This is a genomic window from Actinomyces sp. (assembly GCF_030530635.1).
Taxonomy (GTDB): Bacteria; Actinomycetota; Actinomycetes; order Actinomycetales; family Actinomycetaceae; genus Actinomyces.
In genome coordinates this window covers 1-15,895 of sequence record NZ_JAUMUL010000013.1, presented here as the reverse complement: position 1 = coordinate 15,895, position 15,895 = coordinate 1, and the positions used below count along the sequence as shown (strand labels likewise).

Genomic DNA, 15,895 nt, shown 5'->3' with positions numbered 1-15,895 from the left:
AAGCCCACAGACATGGTCCGCTGACACGGCCGCTTATATGGCCTGCTGACAAGCCCTATTGCCAAGAGCTACTGCCAAGAGCAACTGGCAAAACATAGCCCCGGAGTCAGTCGCAGTGTCATCGCCGTCGGGTCAGTCCTGCGAGTCCCGCCTCTTCGAACGGGAGACGAAGGCCCTGCCGACCCCGATCATCACGAAGACGGTGCCGGCCAGCATCATCAGCAGCGCACCGTTGGCGCCCGTGAGGGGCAGCTGCGGAACGTTCTGCTTGGTGTTGGGCACCGTCAGGTCGTAGCCGGCATTCGCGGTCAGTCCGGCCGTGACGGTCAACGGTGCATCGGCGTTGGCCGGCAGCACGTATCCGGCCGGCGCCGCGGTCTCCACCAGCACGTAGCAGCGCTGGGTGCGCTCGGGCACGACCGTGGTGTCCGTGGCCGCACCGGCCTTCTGATCAACGAACAGGCCCGCAATGTAGACCAATCCGTCCCCGTCCGAGGTGAACTCGGTGGCACCGTTGACCGCGATCGGGCCGCCGGTCTTGACGGCGTTGTCGCATGAGGCGGCATAGGGGTCCGCGGCGTTGTAGACCTGGAAGGTCGCCCCCTGGAGGGCCTTGCTGTTGTCCTGGTCGAGCTTGGTCAGGCGCGCGTCGCCCCACGAGGCGACGACCTTGTTGGTGGGTGTGCCCGGCTCATTAGGAGGCGTCACGGGCGGCTGTTCCGGGGTGGCTCCCGACGTGGTGTCGACGTACAGATTAGCGGTGTTCTCAATCACTCCGGAGGCGGGCACGCTCACGGCCCTGGCGTTGAACACGACCTCGATCTGTGCGTTCGGCTGGGTCTTCAGGTAGGCCAGACCGGCCTGGTTGAAGCCGACCGATACGGTCTGCCCGTTAGTCGCCGTGTAGTAGGACGGGTCGACGTCAGTGCCGTTTATCTTCACCGAGGCGACGGCCCCGTCGGAGAGGTTGGAGTCCAGCGGGTCAGAGATCACGAAGTACTTGAACGAGTCGGTTGTGACGATGCTAGGAACCTTCGCCGTCACCGGGAAAGAGATCTGGTCATCGGCGTTAAGGCCGTTGGCGGTCACGCTCACACTCTTGGTGGGGGCCAGGACGACGACGTTCTTCGGGTAGACGTTCACGTCATACAGCCAGTTCCCATCGGCGCTGGCAGTGTTGGCCGCGTTGTTCGGGAAGGGAATGGTCACCAGGAAGGCGCGGCATCGGTCTGGACCGTACTGGGCGCACTGGTCTCGCACACCAGGTGCGCGGCCACCGGCAGCGGGTTGATACTGGTCTGGCCATTGCCGTCCGTGGCAGCACTGGCCGTGCCCGCATCGAAGGTGTAGTTGCCGAACTGCGGCGTACGGTTGTCGGAGCCGCACGCGTCTGCGGGAACCAGGACGTCGGCCAGACCGTCCCACGCCCCCTGGGTGGTCAGATCGAGGTTCGTGATCCGGTAGGCCGTGAAGACGACCCCCGCAACGGGGTCGCCGCCGGTGGCGGTCAGACCATCAGCCGTTCCGTCGGCAGTGAGCGAACCTGCCTCGTACTTGTGGATCAGGATCGATCCGGTGGCCCCGGTGTCGATGTTGGCCAGGTCGGCAGCCTGGGCCGTGACTGCCGTGCCCAGGGCCCTGGGCACGGCGCAGGTGTCCGCGAAGAGAGTTTCGCATGAGGATGAGCGTCCTTTCAGCGTCCGGTTTTGCGGTGGATGAGATGGCTGGAGATGGGCATGCGATCGTCATTGCGAGGGTCGTATCGTCCCGGAGCCTGCTGACGTGCTGCCCGACGCCTTAGTACGACGGAGCTTGCTACTCAGGGAACTGGCGGAGCCGCAACGGAGTGACCCGCTGGCCCCGACTGCGGCCGCCGCACCCCCTGAGTGTTGAAGGACACGCGTAGAACGGGACGAAGTCATGGCACTCCAGCTCGAGAACGACGGACCGCAGTTTCGAGAGTCGCCTCGAAGCGCCTTTCGAACACCTAAGAAGGCTACGGCAGGTTTTCTGAATGTCTTGCACGGCCAGGATGCGTTAAGGCTTCGAATAGACTCTCGTCAGGCACTATCGAATAATGACATCAGCGACTTACCGAGTCTTCGGATTTACGGCCATGGGGGCGACTCGTGTTTGCAACACGCCGCCCTGCCGCACCTCTTCGGCAACCGCCCATGTGCCAGACCCCCTAATCCGCTTCCGCCGCGAAAAGAGGGTCCCCTTCCCCGGCCTCACGGCCGGGGAAGGGGACCCTCCCGAGTAGTGCGCCCGAAAACGCCTCAGAGCGGACGGAACGTCACTTGATGATCTTGGTGACGCGACCGGAGCCGACGGTGCGGCCACCCTCACGGATGGCGAAGCCGAGGCCCTCCTCCATGGCGATGGGCTGGATCAGCTGCACCGACATCTCGGTGGTGTCGCCAGGCATGACCATCTCGGTGCCCTCGGGCAGCGTGATGACGCCGGTGACGTCGGTGGTACGGAAGTAGAACTGCGGACGGTAGTTGGAGTAGAAGGGGTTGTGGCGACCGCCCTCATCCTTGGTAAGGATGTAGACGTGCCCCTCGAACTCGGTGTGCGGGGTGATTGAGCCCGGCTTGCAGACGACCTGCCCGCGCTCGACGTCCTCACGACGGGTACCGCGCAGCAGCAGACCACAGTTCTCACCGGCCCAGGCCTCGTCCATGGATTTGTGGAACATCTCAATGCCGGTGACGGTGGTCTTCTGCGCCTCGCGGATACCGAGAATCTCGACCTCGGAGTTGATCGGCAGCTTGCCGCGCTCCACACGCCCGGTGACGACGGTGCCGCGACCGGTGATGGTGAAGACGTCCTCAATGGGCATGAGGAAGGGCTTGTCCATGTCACGCACGGGGGTCGGGATGTACTCGTCCACCGCGTCCATGAGCTCCTTGATCTTGCCGGCCCACTCGGCGTCGCCCTCAAGGGCCTTGAGCGCGGACACGCGGATCACGGGCGCCTCGTCGCCGTCGTAGTCCTGGGACGACAGCAGCTCACGGACCTCCATCTCGACCAGCTCGAGGAGCTCCTCGTCCTCGACCATGTCGGACTTGTTCAGCGCAACCAGCAGCGCGGGCACACCCACCTGGCGGGCGAGCAGGACGTGCTCGCGGGTCTGCGCCATGGGGCCGTCGGTAGCGGCGACCACGAGGATGGCGCCGTCCATCTGCGCGGCACCGGTGATCATGTTCTTGATGTAGTCGGCGTGGCCGGGGGCGTCCACGTGGGCGTAGTGGCGCTTGTCGGTCTCGTACTCGACGTGCGCGATGTTGATGGTGATACCGCGCTGGCGCTCCTCAGGAGCCTTGTCGATCTCGTCGAAGGGGGTGAAGGGGTTGAGGTCCGGGTACTCGTCGTGCAGGACCTTCGAGATTGCGGCGGTCAGCGTCGTCTTGCCGTGGTCGACGTGACCGATCGTTCCGATGTTGACGTGCGGCTTGGTCCGCTCGAACTTGGCCTTGGCCACTGGTGTCCTCCTGGGACTCGGGTAGTTCTCTTCGTCGGGAGTCGACTAGCACATGGTAGCCGCATCGACTGTGAGAATGTCTACGGATGAATTGTTGGAAATCTTACTTGGATGGGTTGCCCCGGACGCAATTCCGGGGCGCCCGGGGCCGGGTGAATCGGCTCTCGCCGTCAGCGCCCGACCCCGGACGCAGCCGCGGGTTACTCGCCCTTGGCCTTGGCGATGACCTCGTCGGCGACGTTCTTGGGAACCTCGGCATAGGAGTCGAACTCCATTGAGTACACGGCGCGGCCCTGCGTCTTGGAGCGCAGGTCGCCCACGTATCCGAACATCTCCGACAGCGGAACGACGGCCTTGATGACCTTCACGCCCTGCGCGTCCTCCATGGACTGGACCATGCCGCGCCGGGAGTTCAGGTCGCCGATGACGTCGCCCATGTACTCCTCCGGGGTGCGCACCTCGACGGCCATGACCGGCTCGAGCAGAACCGGCTTGGCCTTCTTGGCACCCTCCTTGAAGGCCATCGATCCGGCGATCTTGAAGGCCATCTCAGAGGAGTCGACCTCGTGGTAGCCGCCGTCGACCAGGGTGGCCTTGACATCGACCATGGGGTAGCCGGCCAGTACGCCGGTGGTCATGGCCTCCTGCACACCGGCGTCGACGCTCGGGATGAACTCCCGCGGCACACGGCCACCGGTGATGGCGTTGACGAACTCGTAGTGCTTGTTCGCCTCCTCTTCGTCCGTCTCGTCGACGACGAGCGGCTCGAAGGCCATGAGCACCTTCGCGAACTGGCCGGAACCACCGGTCTGCTTCTTGTGGGTGTACTCGACCTTCTCGACCTTCTTGCGGATGGTCTCGCGGTAGGCGACCATCGGGTTACCGACATTCGCCTCAACCTTGAACTCACGGCGCATGCGATCGACGAACACGTCCAGGTGCAGCTCACCCATGCCGCCGATGACCGTCTGCCCGGTCTCCTCGTCGAGCTCGACCGTGAAGGTCGGGTCCTCCTCGGAGAGCTTCTGGATCGCCACACCCAGTTTCTCCTGGTCGCCCTTGGTCTTGGGCTCGATGGCGACGTGGATCACCGGGTCCGGGAAGGTCATCGACTCCAGGATGATCGGGTCGCCCTGGGCGCACAGGGTGTCACCGGTGGTGACATCCTTCAGCCCGATGAAGGCGTAGATGTGGCCGGCGTGGGCCTCCTCCACCGGGTTCTCCTTGTTGGAGTGCATCTGGAAGAGCTTGCCGACGCGCTCCTTGCGCCCCTTGGTGGCGTTGAGGACCGTGTCGCCCTGGGAGACCCTGCCGGAGTAGACACGCACGTACACGAGCTTGCCGTAGAAGGGGTGCGTGGCGACCTTGAAGGCCAGTGCGGAGAAGGGCTCGGTCTCGTTCGCCTTGCGGGTCAGTGCCTTGGACTCGTCGCCGGGGGCGTGCCCCTCGACGGCGGGCACGTCCAGCGGCGAGGGCAGGTAGTCCAGGACGCCGTCGAGCACGGGCTGGATACCCTTGTTCTTGAAGGCGGAGCCGGCGAAGACCGGGAAGGCCTGACCGGCGATGGTGAGCTTGCGGATGCCGCGCTTGATCTCGGCGACCGTGAGTTCCTCCCCCTCCAGGTACTTCTCCATGAGTTCGTCGTCGGCCTCGGCGACCGTCTCGACGAGCTCGCTGCGCAGCTGCTCGGCACGGGAGACGAGCTCGGCCGGGATGTCCTCGTACTCCACGACGCTGCCGCGGGTGTCCTTGCCGTCGGCGTCCTTCTCCGGGAAGCGGATCGCCCGCATCTCGATGACGTCTACGACGCCGGAGAACTCGTTCTCGGCGCCGATGGGGAAGTTGACGACGATCGGCGTGGCGTGGAGCCGGTCGCGGATCGTCTGCACGGAGAAGTCGAAGTCCGCGCCCAGCTTGTCCATCTTGTTGATGTAGCAGATGCGGGGCACGTTGTACTTGTCCGCCTGGCGCCACACCGTCTCGGACTGGGGCTCGACGCCCTCCTTGCCGTCGAAGACGGCGACCGCGCCGTCGAGCACACGCAGGGAGCGCTCGACCTCGACCGTGAAGTCGACGTGGCCGGGGGTGTCAATGATGTTGATCTGGTTGTCCTTCCAGAAGCAGGTGGTGGCCGCGGAAGTGATGGTGATACCGCGCTCCTGCTCCTGTTCCATCCAGTCCATCGTCGAAGCGCCGTCGTGCGTCTCGCCGATCTTGTAGTTGATGCCCGTGTAGAACAGGATGCGCTCGGTCACGGTCGTCTTGCCGGCATCGATGTGAGCCATGATGCCGATGTTGCGGACCTTGGTGAGGTCAGTCAGCACGTCTAGTGCCACTAGTGATGTCCTTCGTTCGTATGGTGTGGGATTTGGCGCCGCCCGGGCCCGGTGGGCCTGGGAGACCTCGGATGATTACCAGCGGTAGTGAGCGAAGGCCTTGTTGGACTCGGCCATTCGGTGCATGTCCTCACGCCGCTTGACGGCGGCGCCGAGACCGTTGGAGGCGTCCAGGATCTCGTTCATGAGCCGCTCGGTCATGGTGTTCTCACGACGCTGACGGGAGAAGTCCACGAGCCAGCGCAGGGCGAGGGTGGTGGCGCGGTTGGGCCGGACCTCAACGGGCACCTGGTAGGTCGCACCGCCGACGCGGCGGGAGCGGACCTCCAGGGACGGACGGATGTTGTCCAGGGCGCGCTTGAGTACCGAGACCGGATCCTGATCGGTCTTGGAGCGCACGCCCTCCAGGGCGCCGTAGACGATGCGCTCGGCGGTGGCCTTCTTGCCGTCGAGCAGGACGCGGTTGACGAGCTGGGTGACGACCGGTGAGCCGTAGACCGGGTCAACGGCCAGGGGACGCCGGGGGGCAGGACCCTTACGGGGCATTAGTTCTTCTCCTTCTTGGCGCCGTACTTGGAACGTGCCTGCTGGCGTCCCTTGACACCCTGGGTGTCTAGGGCACCGCGCACGATGTGGTAGCGGACACCGGGAAGGTCCTTCACACGACCACCGCGGACGAGCACGATCGAGTGCTCCTGAAGGTTGTGGCCCTCGCCGGGGATGTAGGCCGTGACCTCAATGCCGGTCGACAGGCGCACACGGGCGACCTTACGAAGGGCGGAGTTCGGTTTCTTCGGGGTCGTGGTGTACACACGGGTGCATACGCCACGGCGCTGCGGACTTGACTTGAGCGCCGGGGTCTTGGACGCCGCGCGCTTGGTCGAGCGGCCCTTGCGGACCAGCTGCTGAATCGTGGGCACTACTGATTCTCCATCTTGAAGTGCTTTCGGGCTGTCGCTGCCCGTGTGCCGATCCGCTCCCCCACGACGGCGCACTGAGCCACGGTGAGGGCCGGCCCGCCCGGCGTCGGCCCGGCCGACGGCGATGCGTCCGGAGCCCCGTGACGGGGCCCGTCGGTTCCCGCCGCGGCAGACCCGCGTCACCCATCGGAGCGTGAACACCGACCGGCTGGGAACGGAAATGGAGAACGGTGACCCGCACGCGGGCACCGGGGATCGAGCCTACCTGCCCCGCTGACGCAATACCAGCCCGCGACAGGGTGTTCCCGGCCACGCAACAACTCGCCGAACCCAATAATGGGACCCTTAGGTGCAAGCCCGCGCAAGTACCGGGTTTCCTTGGAAACACACGGAGTCAACCCCCGACTCACTCCTCAAGTGTGCAAACCCACCGCTCCGGCCCGAACCACACCACCAAACACCCACCCCGCACCCCCAAACACGAGGAACGTTATGCGAGGGCGGCAATAGCGGCGTCGTAGTCCGGTTCCTGCTTCATCTCGGGCACCTGCTCTGCGTGCAGTACCGTGCCGTCGGCGTCGAGTACGACGACGGCACGAGACATGAGCCCGGCCATCGGACTGTCAGTCAGGGCGACTCCGTAATCGGCACCAAAGCTGGACCGGAAGGTGGAACCGGTGACGACATTGTTCAGGCCCTCGGCGCCGCAGAAACGGGCGGCGGCGAAGGGCAGGTCCGCCGAGACACACACGACGGTGGTGTCCTCCAGGCTCGTTGCCAGCTGGTTGAACTGGCGCACGGAGGTGGCGCAGATGCCGGTGTCTATCGACGGGAAGATGTTCAGGACGACGCGGCGCCCCGCCAGCGCCGCCGAGGTGACCGGAGCCAGGTCCGCGCCTGCCAGTTCGAAAGCCGGAGCCTTGGTACCGACCTCCGGCAGGCTGCCGACGGTGTGGACCGGGTTGCCTTCAAGTGTGATCGTAGTCATGGACTAATCGTGTCATCTTTTCAGTCTCCGGTACAGACCCCAGAGCCTCTTATATTCGGCGCTTGCGGTCAGCATGGGCGCCGCCGGGGTTGCATCACCCGGTAGCATAGTCAGCCCTCACCCTTGGCGGCACGAAGAATATCCAGGACCTCGTCCTTACCCGGGACGGTGGCGCCCATTGTTTCGATCCAGGTCATGAGGGCGTCGATCTGCTCAACATCGACCGCGTCGGCGTAGGCCCAGGCCTGCGCGGTCGTCTGCTCCTTCAGCGCAGTCGCCCCGTAATAGGCGCCTGCCACCGTGGCCGCTGTGGGAAGCACCAGGGATGCCAACACCAGCAGCGCCGCAGCCGTCTTCGGGCGGGCCCGCACCACCGCGACGATGGCGACGATGAAGGCGATGAAGGCGAGTACTGCGCCGATGGCGAAGGCCGTGGCCGCAGTCGTGTTGATGAGCGAATGGTCTCCCTGTAGCAGGTTGAACACGTTGAGGGATGTCAGCAACGTGTAGATCCCCCAGCCCAGAAGTGCCGAGGCGAGCAGCACCATCACAGTGCCCAATGGCGTGGCGGCCGTGCGTCGTCTAACGGGCGGCGCCGGCAGACGCATGGGCGCCGGTGCGGTCGGGCCCGACAGTGGCACCGGCCCGGGATCAGGCACCGACGCCGGCCGAGGCGGTGGCGCCGCCCCACGAGTGGTAGCAACGGAGGTCGGCAGGGCCGCGGTCGGCGCCGGATCGGCATCGGCGGGCTCGTATGACGTGGGCAGGGCCGTGGTGGGTGCATCGTCTCCGAGGTTCATCTCGGCACTCACCGCCTGGGTGGGCTGAGCATCCTGCCAGCGGACTTCGGCAGTGCCGCGCTCGAGTCGTCCATCAGCACCGTTACGTCCGAACACGCTGACGCGCCGAGCAGCGCCGGCCGGCCGCGGATCGGGCTCATACTCGGGTGCGGACGAGGTGGACACGGTGCAGACTCCTTACCGACGGTGCACAGAGCGTACATTTACACCGTACCGTTACTTGAAGCCCAGGCGGGCATGCGCTTGGCCACACCCGTGTGATCGCGTGTCACCCAGGCTGTTGACGTTCCGCCGCGAACCACTCCCAATGCATCCAAGGACGGCACGCAAGTGGCCGGCCGAGTCTCCCGGTGGAGTTCGGCCGGCCACTTCGGGCCCGTGAGCCGTGGCCTCACATGCCGTAGTACGGGTTCGAGTTGGTCACGGTGATCGTGGGTTCACCCCCGTCCTGCGGCCACTCGATCGTTCCCGAGAAGGTGTACTTGCTCGTTTTGTCCCGGGGATTTCTGTTCAAGCTGTTCGGGTTGTTACGGGTGGTGAAGGTGATGGAGCCGCTCTTGAACGACTCGCCGTCCACCGTCACCTCCGTAGCCTCGGAGGTGACCGCGAGCGAGTCCAACTCGGTGGACTGCAGCGGATAGGGGCATACCTCCTCCATGTTCCCGGGCGGGGTGACGCATGCGGTCGCCTGGGCCTTGACCGCGTCCAGGACCAGGTTGCTAAGCGTTTCAGTGGCCTCTGCCTCCACCTCAGCGGTGGCGGCGGACGTGGCACCGACTGTCACCGAATCGGTGTCCGGTTTCAGGTAGTCCGATTTGTTCTCACTGATGCCGAGCGGGTAAACGCCGAAGTAGACGTACTGCGTGGCCGATGCGCCAACGTAGGCGGTGTCCTCCAGGGTCACTTCGGCGCCACCGATGGTGACGGTATCGAGCGAGTAGGAATTCAGCGTGATCGCTCGGATGAGCGGGGTGCCTATCTCCCAATTGTTCAACAAGCCGAAGTCCTTGTCCCCGGCTCGCACCGCGAAGGGCACCTCGAACCGTTCGCCGTCCAGTGACAGCTTGGCGGTCACGGTCACCCACTCACCTCCCGAGGTGCCGTCCTCGAAGAATATGTTGTCCGTGCCGTATGAGGAGTCCGTCTGCGAGGTCTCCGCCACGTTCACGACCTCAATACGGGAGGTCGCGGCACCAAGCACCTCGTCTGTGAGTAGTAGCCGTTGTGCGTTGGTAATCCCGGGATCGACCATGGCGTTGGCCTCGGCGGCTCGACCGTCGGCAATTAGGCTGAGATAGGACTCCACCGCCTGCTCCGGGCCGCGCCGGGAGTTCAGCGCATGCACGGTGACGGCGCCTATACCGACCAGTATGAGGCAGGCCAGTACCGCTCCCACGGCCAGTTTCACACGCCGACGAGAGGCCTCGCTCATCGGTTGCGGCTCGGGCAGCGGGGGCGGCGCGGCCCTGTAGCGGCCGCAGTCGTGGGCGCGGGAGCCACCGTCGTCGGCATGTCAGGTGCGGATGCGACCGGGTTCGGCGTCGGTGCGGGAGGCGGAGCCGCGTCGACGACGGGAATGACGGGTTCTGTTGCCGGGGCGGTCGGCTGCGGGGCGCCCGGCGCCGGCGGTGCCGCCGCGGCGGGCACACTGCCATAACCAGCCGGTGCGAAGGCCGACGCGGGTGTCGGCGCGGCCGGAGGCGGAACCTGCGTCCCGGGCATGCCGCTTCGGACAAGACCCGCGATCCATTCGTCCACCGCTCTACCTCCGGCGCACAAGCGCAGTAAGGAGTTGGCATTGGCGTAAAGCCACGTAGGCACCACCTCAGCCAGCGCGGAGATGAGCAGCACGAAAACGGCCAGGGTCAGACTCGACCACCACGACGGGCCGATGCTCGCCGACGTCTCCGGTCCTATTAGGCGTGCCGACACGCTTGCGGGCACCAACAGGTGCAGCATGATCAGGCCGACCACAAAGCCCGCAACCGGCAGCTGCCACGTCCGGCCCATGTCTGCCGCCGCCAGCCGGGGACGGCGTACACCGATGCGGGCAGCCGCGGCGAGCACCACCAGCGCCACCGCGACGAAAAGCAGAATCGACCAGGGCCCCAGCAAGGTCCACGCGAAGGCATCGGAGGAGAGCACCGGGATGTCCTGTTCCACCAGCTCGCTCCCGAAACCCGTGTTACCGGTGATGGCGCCGAAGGTGCCCAGGGTGAGCATGTAGACGATCAGGTTTCCAAGCAGCACCGGGATCAGGGGGACGGCCGCTGCGGCGTCATTGGTCAGTGCCGCCAAGCCGGTGCCGACGATACTTACTACGCCGAGCACACTCCCGGCCACCAGTACCAGTGCTCCGAGTTCACGCAGTACCTGGCTAACGGCTGGAGCCATCCGGGCCAGGAGCAACACGCCGGCGCGGCCGAGGAACAACGCACCGAAGACGATCGCCCACACCACGATCGCGAGCCAGCCCGCAGACGCACTGATCGTCATCTCTCCCGCGGGTCCGGGGCTGTATGAGGCCAATCCGGTGAACAGGCAGGACACGAGGGCGACCACCGCCGCCTCCACTGCGGCACGCACCGCGACGACGCCGATCGGGCCGGCCGAGAAGTCGATCACAGTCCGACGCCGAGCCAACAGGAAAACACCGATGGCGATGGCCGCCAAGCTTCCCAGCGGCAGCAGTGTCGCCGAGCCGCCGGCCGAGACCACGTACATGGTGGTGGCGGTCATCCCCAGTCGGCCGCCGAGGCTGTATCCCATCAGCACCGGCACCATGGTGGAGGAGGCCGGCAGGTCCTCCTCCCCCAGCGTGCTGATTGCGCCCATTATCAGCAGCGCGGAGATCAGGGCGGTGCCGAGGACGACGACGATCACCAGTCCCACGGTCGCCAGAGCGGGTCCGCCCCCCAGGGGTCGCAGCGCCGTACTGACGATTCCAGGTGAGGTTGGTCGAACCGGCTGGGTGGGGAAGGCTGCGGCCGGTGCGGGCGGTGGTGCGGCGCTGGCCGGCGCGGCGTTTATCACCGATTGGGGTGCCGCAACCGCCTCGGGGCCATAGGCCGGGTTGGCTGCAGGAGGCGTCGGCTCGCCGGTAGCCGCCGTCGGCTAGGCGCCGGTATCGGGAACGGAGGGATCGGGTGAGGAGGAGTCGGGGGGAATCGGGGTGTTTGTCATCGAATACCTATAGGGGTCGGGAACAGCTGACGATGCGGCATCGTGACATATGTTGCCGACCGTCGCAAAAGCTGTGCGTACGGTGAGACGGGCGCCGTTTCCCCGGGCAGCGCGCCGGCCCCGGCGAGCACGGTGACTCGCCGGGGCCGGCGTTGGATTCGTCGTCGGTTCAGACCTTGGTCCGCGGCCGACTGCGAAGGTTAGAACTGGAAGTTCTCCGAGGAGGTGTTGAAGCCGGTACGGAAGTCGTCGGAGAAGTCCGCCCGGAAGTCGCCGCCGAAGGAGAAGTCGTCCAGCGCCACCGAGTCTCCCACGCTGAAGGCGTCGCCGCCGGCATAACCGGCTCGGGAGAACACCTCCGCCTTGACCTCCTCGGTGGGCTCCACCTCGATGTCCGAGTAGCGGGCCAGCCCGGTGCCGGCGGGGATCAGCTTGCCCAGGATGACGTTCTCCTTCAGACCCAGCAGCGGGTCTGACTTGCCGTTCATGGCGGCCTCGGTGAGCACGCGCGTGGTCTCCTGGAAGGAGGCGGCGCTCAGCCAGGAGTCGGTCGCGAGCGAGGCCTTGGTAATGCCCATGAGTTCGGTGCGCGCGGACGCGGTCTTGCCGCCCTCAGCCATCACCCGGCGGTTCTCCTCGCGGTAGCGGGAGACGTCAACCAGGTCGCCCTGGAGGAGGTTGGTGTCACCGGTGTCCAGCACGGTCACGCGCCGCAGCATCTGCCGCACGATGACCTCAATGTGCTTGGAGTGGATATCAACGCCCTGAGAGCGGTAGACCTCCTGGACCTCGTCCACCAGGTGACGCTGGGTGGCACCGACACTGCGCAGACGCAGGAGCTTCTTGGGGTCGACCGGCCCCTCGGTCAGGGCGTCGCCCGGCTCGACGTGCTCGCCGTCGACGACCAGCAGCCGCTGCCGGCGGGAGACCGGAACCACCAGTTCCTCCTCCCCGTCGTCCCGGGTGATGACCAGGCGCTTGCCGTCGGCGTCGTCCTCGATCTTGAGGGTGCCGGCGGCCTCCGCCACGGCGGCCTCGCCCTTGGGGGTGCGGGCCTCGAAGAGCTCCTGGACACGGGGCAGACCCTGGGTGATGTCGGCGGCACCGGCCGCGCCACCGGTGTGGAAGGTGCGCATGGTCAGCTGCGTACCGGGCTCGCCAATGGACTGGGCAGCGATGATGCCCACAGCCTCGCCGATGTCCACGCGCTTGCCGGTGGCCAGAGAGCGGCCGTAGCAGGAGGCGCAGGTGCCGACGGCGGAGTCGCAGGTCAGCACCGAGCGGCAGACGACCTCCTCAATGCCCGCGTCAATGGCCGCGCGGATGTCGCCGCCGGTCAGGTCGGTGCCGGCCTCGATCACGACGTTCCCATCGGCGTCCACGGCGTCACGCGCCAGGGTGGTGCCGAACACGGTGGTCTCCAGAATGTCGGAGACCTCCTTGGTCCGCTCGCCGCCGACCTCCCGCCAGGTGAATAGCCGCTTAGTCAGACCCTTGCGGGTGCCGCAGTCCTCCTCGCGGACGATCACGTCCTGGGAGACGTCTACCAGACGGCGGGTCAGGTAGCCGGAGTCGGCGGTGCGCAGGGCCGTGTCGGCCAGACCCTTGCGGGCGCCGTGGGTGGCGATGAAGTACTCCAGGACGGACAGGCCCTCCCGGTAGTTGGACTCGATCGGCCGCTCGATCAGACGCTGTTTGGGGTCGGCCACCAGGCCGCGCATGCCGGCGAGCTGGCGGATCTGGTCCCAGTTGCCGCGGCCCCCGGAGGCCACCATCTGGTAGACGGTGTTGCGCTCGGGGAAGTTGGCACGCATGGCCTCGGCGACCTCGTCGGTGGCCTTAGTCCAGATGTCGATCAACGACTTGTAGCGGTCGTCCTCCGTGAGCGCACCGAACTCGAACTGCTCCTCGATCTCGGCCGCCTCCGCCTCGTAACGCGCGAGGATCTCCGGCTTGGAAGGCGGAGAGACGACGTCGGCGAAGGCGACCGTGATACCGGACCAGGTCGACCAGTGGAAGCCGTTGTCCTTCAGCTCGTCCAGGCAGGCGGCCACCTCGACGCGCGGGTAGGACTCGGCCAGGGTGTTGATGATGTTGCCCAGCTGCTTCTTGTCAACGGTGTAGTTGACGTAGGGGAAGGACTCGGGCAGCGCCGTGTTGAACAGGGCCCGGCCGAAGGAGGTGCGCAGCGTGATCGGGTCGCCCTCGCTCCAGCCCTCGGGAGCCTGCCAGCCCTCGGGAGCCGCGATGCCCTCCTCGAAGCGGATGTCGCAGGTGGCGTTGACGTCGAGCTTGCCGAAGTCATAGGCCATGAGCGCCTCCGCGTAGGAGGAGAACGAGGGCACGATCGGCTCGCCGTGCTCGTCCTTGGCCACAGCCACGTCCGGGTCGGGCTCCTGCGTGAGGTAGTAGGTGCCGATGATCATGTCCTGGCTGGGCATGGTCACGGGGCGGCCGTCGGAGGGCTTGAGGATGTTGTTGGACGAGAGCATGAGGATGCGGGCCTCGGCCTGCGCCTCGGCGCCCAGCGGCAGGTGGACGGCCATCTGGTCGCCGTCGAAGTCGGCGTTGAAGGCGCCGCACACCAGCGGGTGCAGCTGGATGGCCTTACCCTCGATCAGCTGCGGCTCGAAGGCCTGGATGCCCAGGCGGTGCAGCGTGGGGGCGCGGTTGAGCAGCACCGGGTGCTCCCGGATGACCTCGGCCAGCACGTCCCACACCTTCGGGTTGGCCCGCTCAACCATCCGTTTGGCAGCCTTGACGTTCTGCGCCTCCTTGAGTTCCACGAGCCGCTTCATGACGAAGGGCTTGAACAGCTCCAGGGCCATCTGGCTGGGCAGTCCGCACTGGTGCAGCTTCAGCTGCGGGCCGACGACGATCACGGAGCGGCCCGAGTAGTCCACGCGCTTGCCCAGCAGGTTCTGCCGGAACCGGCCCTGCTTGCCCTTGAGCATGTCGGACAGGGACTTCAGCGGACGGTTGCCGACCCCGGTGACGGGGCGGCCCCGGCGGCCGTTGTCGAACAGGGCGTCCACGGCGTCCTGCAGCATGCGCTTCTCGTTGTTGACGATGATCGTCGGCGCACCCAGGTCCATCAGCCGCTTGAGACGGTTGTTGCGATTGATGACACGACGGTAAAGGTCGTTGAGGTCTGAAGTGGCGAAGCGACCGCCGTCCAACTGCACCATGGGGCGCAGGTCCGGGGGGATGACCGGGATGTTGTCCAGCACCATCGACTCGGGTGCGGTATCGGTCATGCGGAAGGCGTTGATGACCTTAAGCCGCTTGATGGCGCGGGTCTTGCGCTGGCCGGTGCCGGACTCGACGATCTCGGTCAGGGCGGCGGCCTCCGCCTCCAGGTCGAAGGTGCGCAGACGGTCCTGGATGGCCTCCGCCCCCATGGCGCCCTTGAAGTAGATGCCGTAGTCGGCGGCCATGTCCCGGTACAGGACCTCGTCTCCCTCCAGGTCGCCGACCTTGAGGGACACGAAGCGGTCCCACACCTTGTCCATGTGCTCCAGGGTGCGGGTGTTCTTGCGGCGCAGGGAGGCCATCTCCCGCTCGGCGGTCTTGCGGGCCTTGTCCCGCTGCGCCTGCTCGGCGCCCTCGGCCTCGAGCTGGGCGAGGTCCTCCTCCAGGCGCCGCTGGCGGGCCTCGATATCGGCCTGGCCTGCCTCCTCCACGTGCTTCTTCTTGACCTCGAACTCGTTGCGCAGCGAGGGCAGGTCGTCGTGGCGGGCCTCCTCGTCCACCTCGGTCACCATGTGGGCGGCGAAGTAGATGACCTTCTCCAGGTCCTTGGGGGCCAGATTGAGCAGGTATCCCAGGCGGGAGGGGACGCCCTTGAAGTACCAGATGTGGGTGACGGGCGCAGCCAGCTTGATGTGGGCCATGCGCTCACGACGCACCCTGGAGCGAGTCACCTCCACCCCGCAGCGCTCGCAGACGATGCCCTTGTAGCGCACCCGCTTGTACTTGCCGCAGGCGCACTCCCAGTCACGGGTGGGACCGAAGATCTTCTCGCAGAAGAGCCCGTCCTTCTCCGGCTTGAGAGTGCGGTAGTTGATGGTCTCGGGCTTCTTGACCTCGCCATGCGACCAGGACTTGATGTCCTCGGCGGTGGCAAGGCCGAGCTGGATCCTGTCGAACACGTTGGCGTCGAGCACAGTTCCTACTTCCGA

At 66.1% G+C, this 15,895-nt stretch carries 11 protein-coding genes; all 11 read right to left on the bottom strand.

Annotated elements, in window-relative coordinates:
• Positions 1-132: 132 nt before the first annotated feature.
• On the bottom strand, positions 133-1,209 hold the full coding sequence (locus Q4A20_RS04940) for a SpaH/EbpB family LPXTG-anchored major pilin (RefSeq protein WP_303120930.1): 1,077 nt from the start codon (positions 1,207-1,209) through the stop codon (positions 133-135).
• Positions 1,206-1,646 carry a SpaA isopeptide-forming pilin-related protein gene (locus tag Q4A20_RS04935; RefSeq protein ID WP_303120928.1) on the bottom strand — a complete coding sequence of 147 codons (441 nt, stop codon included), beginning with the start codon at positions 1,644-1,646 and terminating at the stop codon, positions 1,206-1,208. The genes Q4A20_RS04940 and Q4A20_RS04935 overlap by 4 nt, the downstream gene beginning before the upstream one ends.
• A gap of 650 nt (positions 1,647-2,296) precedes the next feature.
• On the bottom strand, positions 2,297-3,487 hold the full coding sequence (tuf, locus tag Q4A20_RS04930; RefSeq protein ID WP_303120926.1) for an elongation factor Tu: 1,191 nt from the start codon (positions 3,485-3,487) through the stop codon (positions 2,297-2,299).
• Positions 3,488-3,687: 200 nt separating this feature from the next.
• Complete coding sequence (gene fusA, locus Q4A20_RS04925) at positions 3,688-5,823, bottom strand: elongation factor G (RefSeq protein WP_303120924.1); 2,136 nt, start codon at positions 5,821-5,823, stop codon at positions 3,688-3,690.
• A gap of 75 nt (positions 5,824-5,898) precedes the next feature.
• Positions 5,899-6,369 (bottom strand): 30S ribosomal protein S7, encoded by a 471-nt coding sequence (gene rpsG / locus Q4A20_RS04920; protein WP_073327560.1) that lies wholly within the window; start codon positions 6,367-6,369, stop codon positions 5,899-5,901.
• Positions 6,369-6,743: a 30S ribosomal protein S12 gene (rpsL, locus tag Q4A20_RS04915; RefSeq protein ID WP_103063286.1), complete on the bottom strand. Its 375-nt coding sequence runs from the start codon at positions 6,741-6,743 to the stop codon at positions 6,369-6,371. Before rpsL ends, rpsG begins: the two co-directional genes overlap by 1 nt.
• A gap of 490 nt (positions 6,744-7,233) precedes the next feature.
• Positions 7,234-7,731 carry a thiol peroxidase gene (gene tpx, locus Q4A20_RS04910; RefSeq protein WP_303120919.1) on the bottom strand — a complete coding sequence of 166 codons (498 nt, stop codon included), beginning with the start codon at positions 7,729-7,731 and terminating at the stop codon, positions 7,234-7,236.
• 110 nt (positions 7,732-7,841) lie between these two features.
• Entirely contained in the window at positions 7,842-8,696 is an 855-nt protein-coding gene (locus tag Q4A20_RS04905; protein ID WP_303120917.1) for a hypothetical protein, read from the bottom strand.
• Positions 8,697-8,922: 226 nt separating this feature from the next.
• Positions 8,923-9,939 carry a hypothetical protein gene (locus Q4A20_RS04900; protein WP_303120916.1) on the bottom strand — a complete coding sequence of 339 codons (1,017 nt, stop codon included), beginning with the start codon at positions 9,937-9,939 and terminating at the stop codon, positions 8,923-8,925.
• 20 nt (positions 9,940-9,959) lie between these two features.
• Complete coding sequence (locus Q4A20_RS04895) at positions 9,960-11,423, bottom strand: hypothetical protein (RefSeq protein WP_303120915.1); 1,464 nt, start codon at positions 11,421-11,423, stop codon at positions 9,960-9,962.
• A 491-nt stretch (positions 11,424-11,914) separates the two neighbouring features.
• Entirely contained in the window at positions 11,915-15,880 is a 3,966-nt protein-coding gene (locus Q4A20_RS04890) for a DNA-directed RNA polymerase subunit beta' (RefSeq protein WP_303120913.1), read from the bottom strand.
• Positions 15,881-15,895 lie beyond the last annotated feature (15 nt).

Bases quoted from the DNA above. Each gene is read 5' to 3' on its own strand.
- tpx (WP_303120919.1), bottom strand. From the start codon at position 7,731: ATGACTACGATCACACTTGAAGGCAACCCGGTCCACACCGTCGGCAGC.
- rpsG (WP_073327560.1), bottom strand. From the start codon at position 6,369: ATGCCCCGTAAGGGTCCTGCCCCCCGGCGTCCCCTGGCCGTTGACCCG.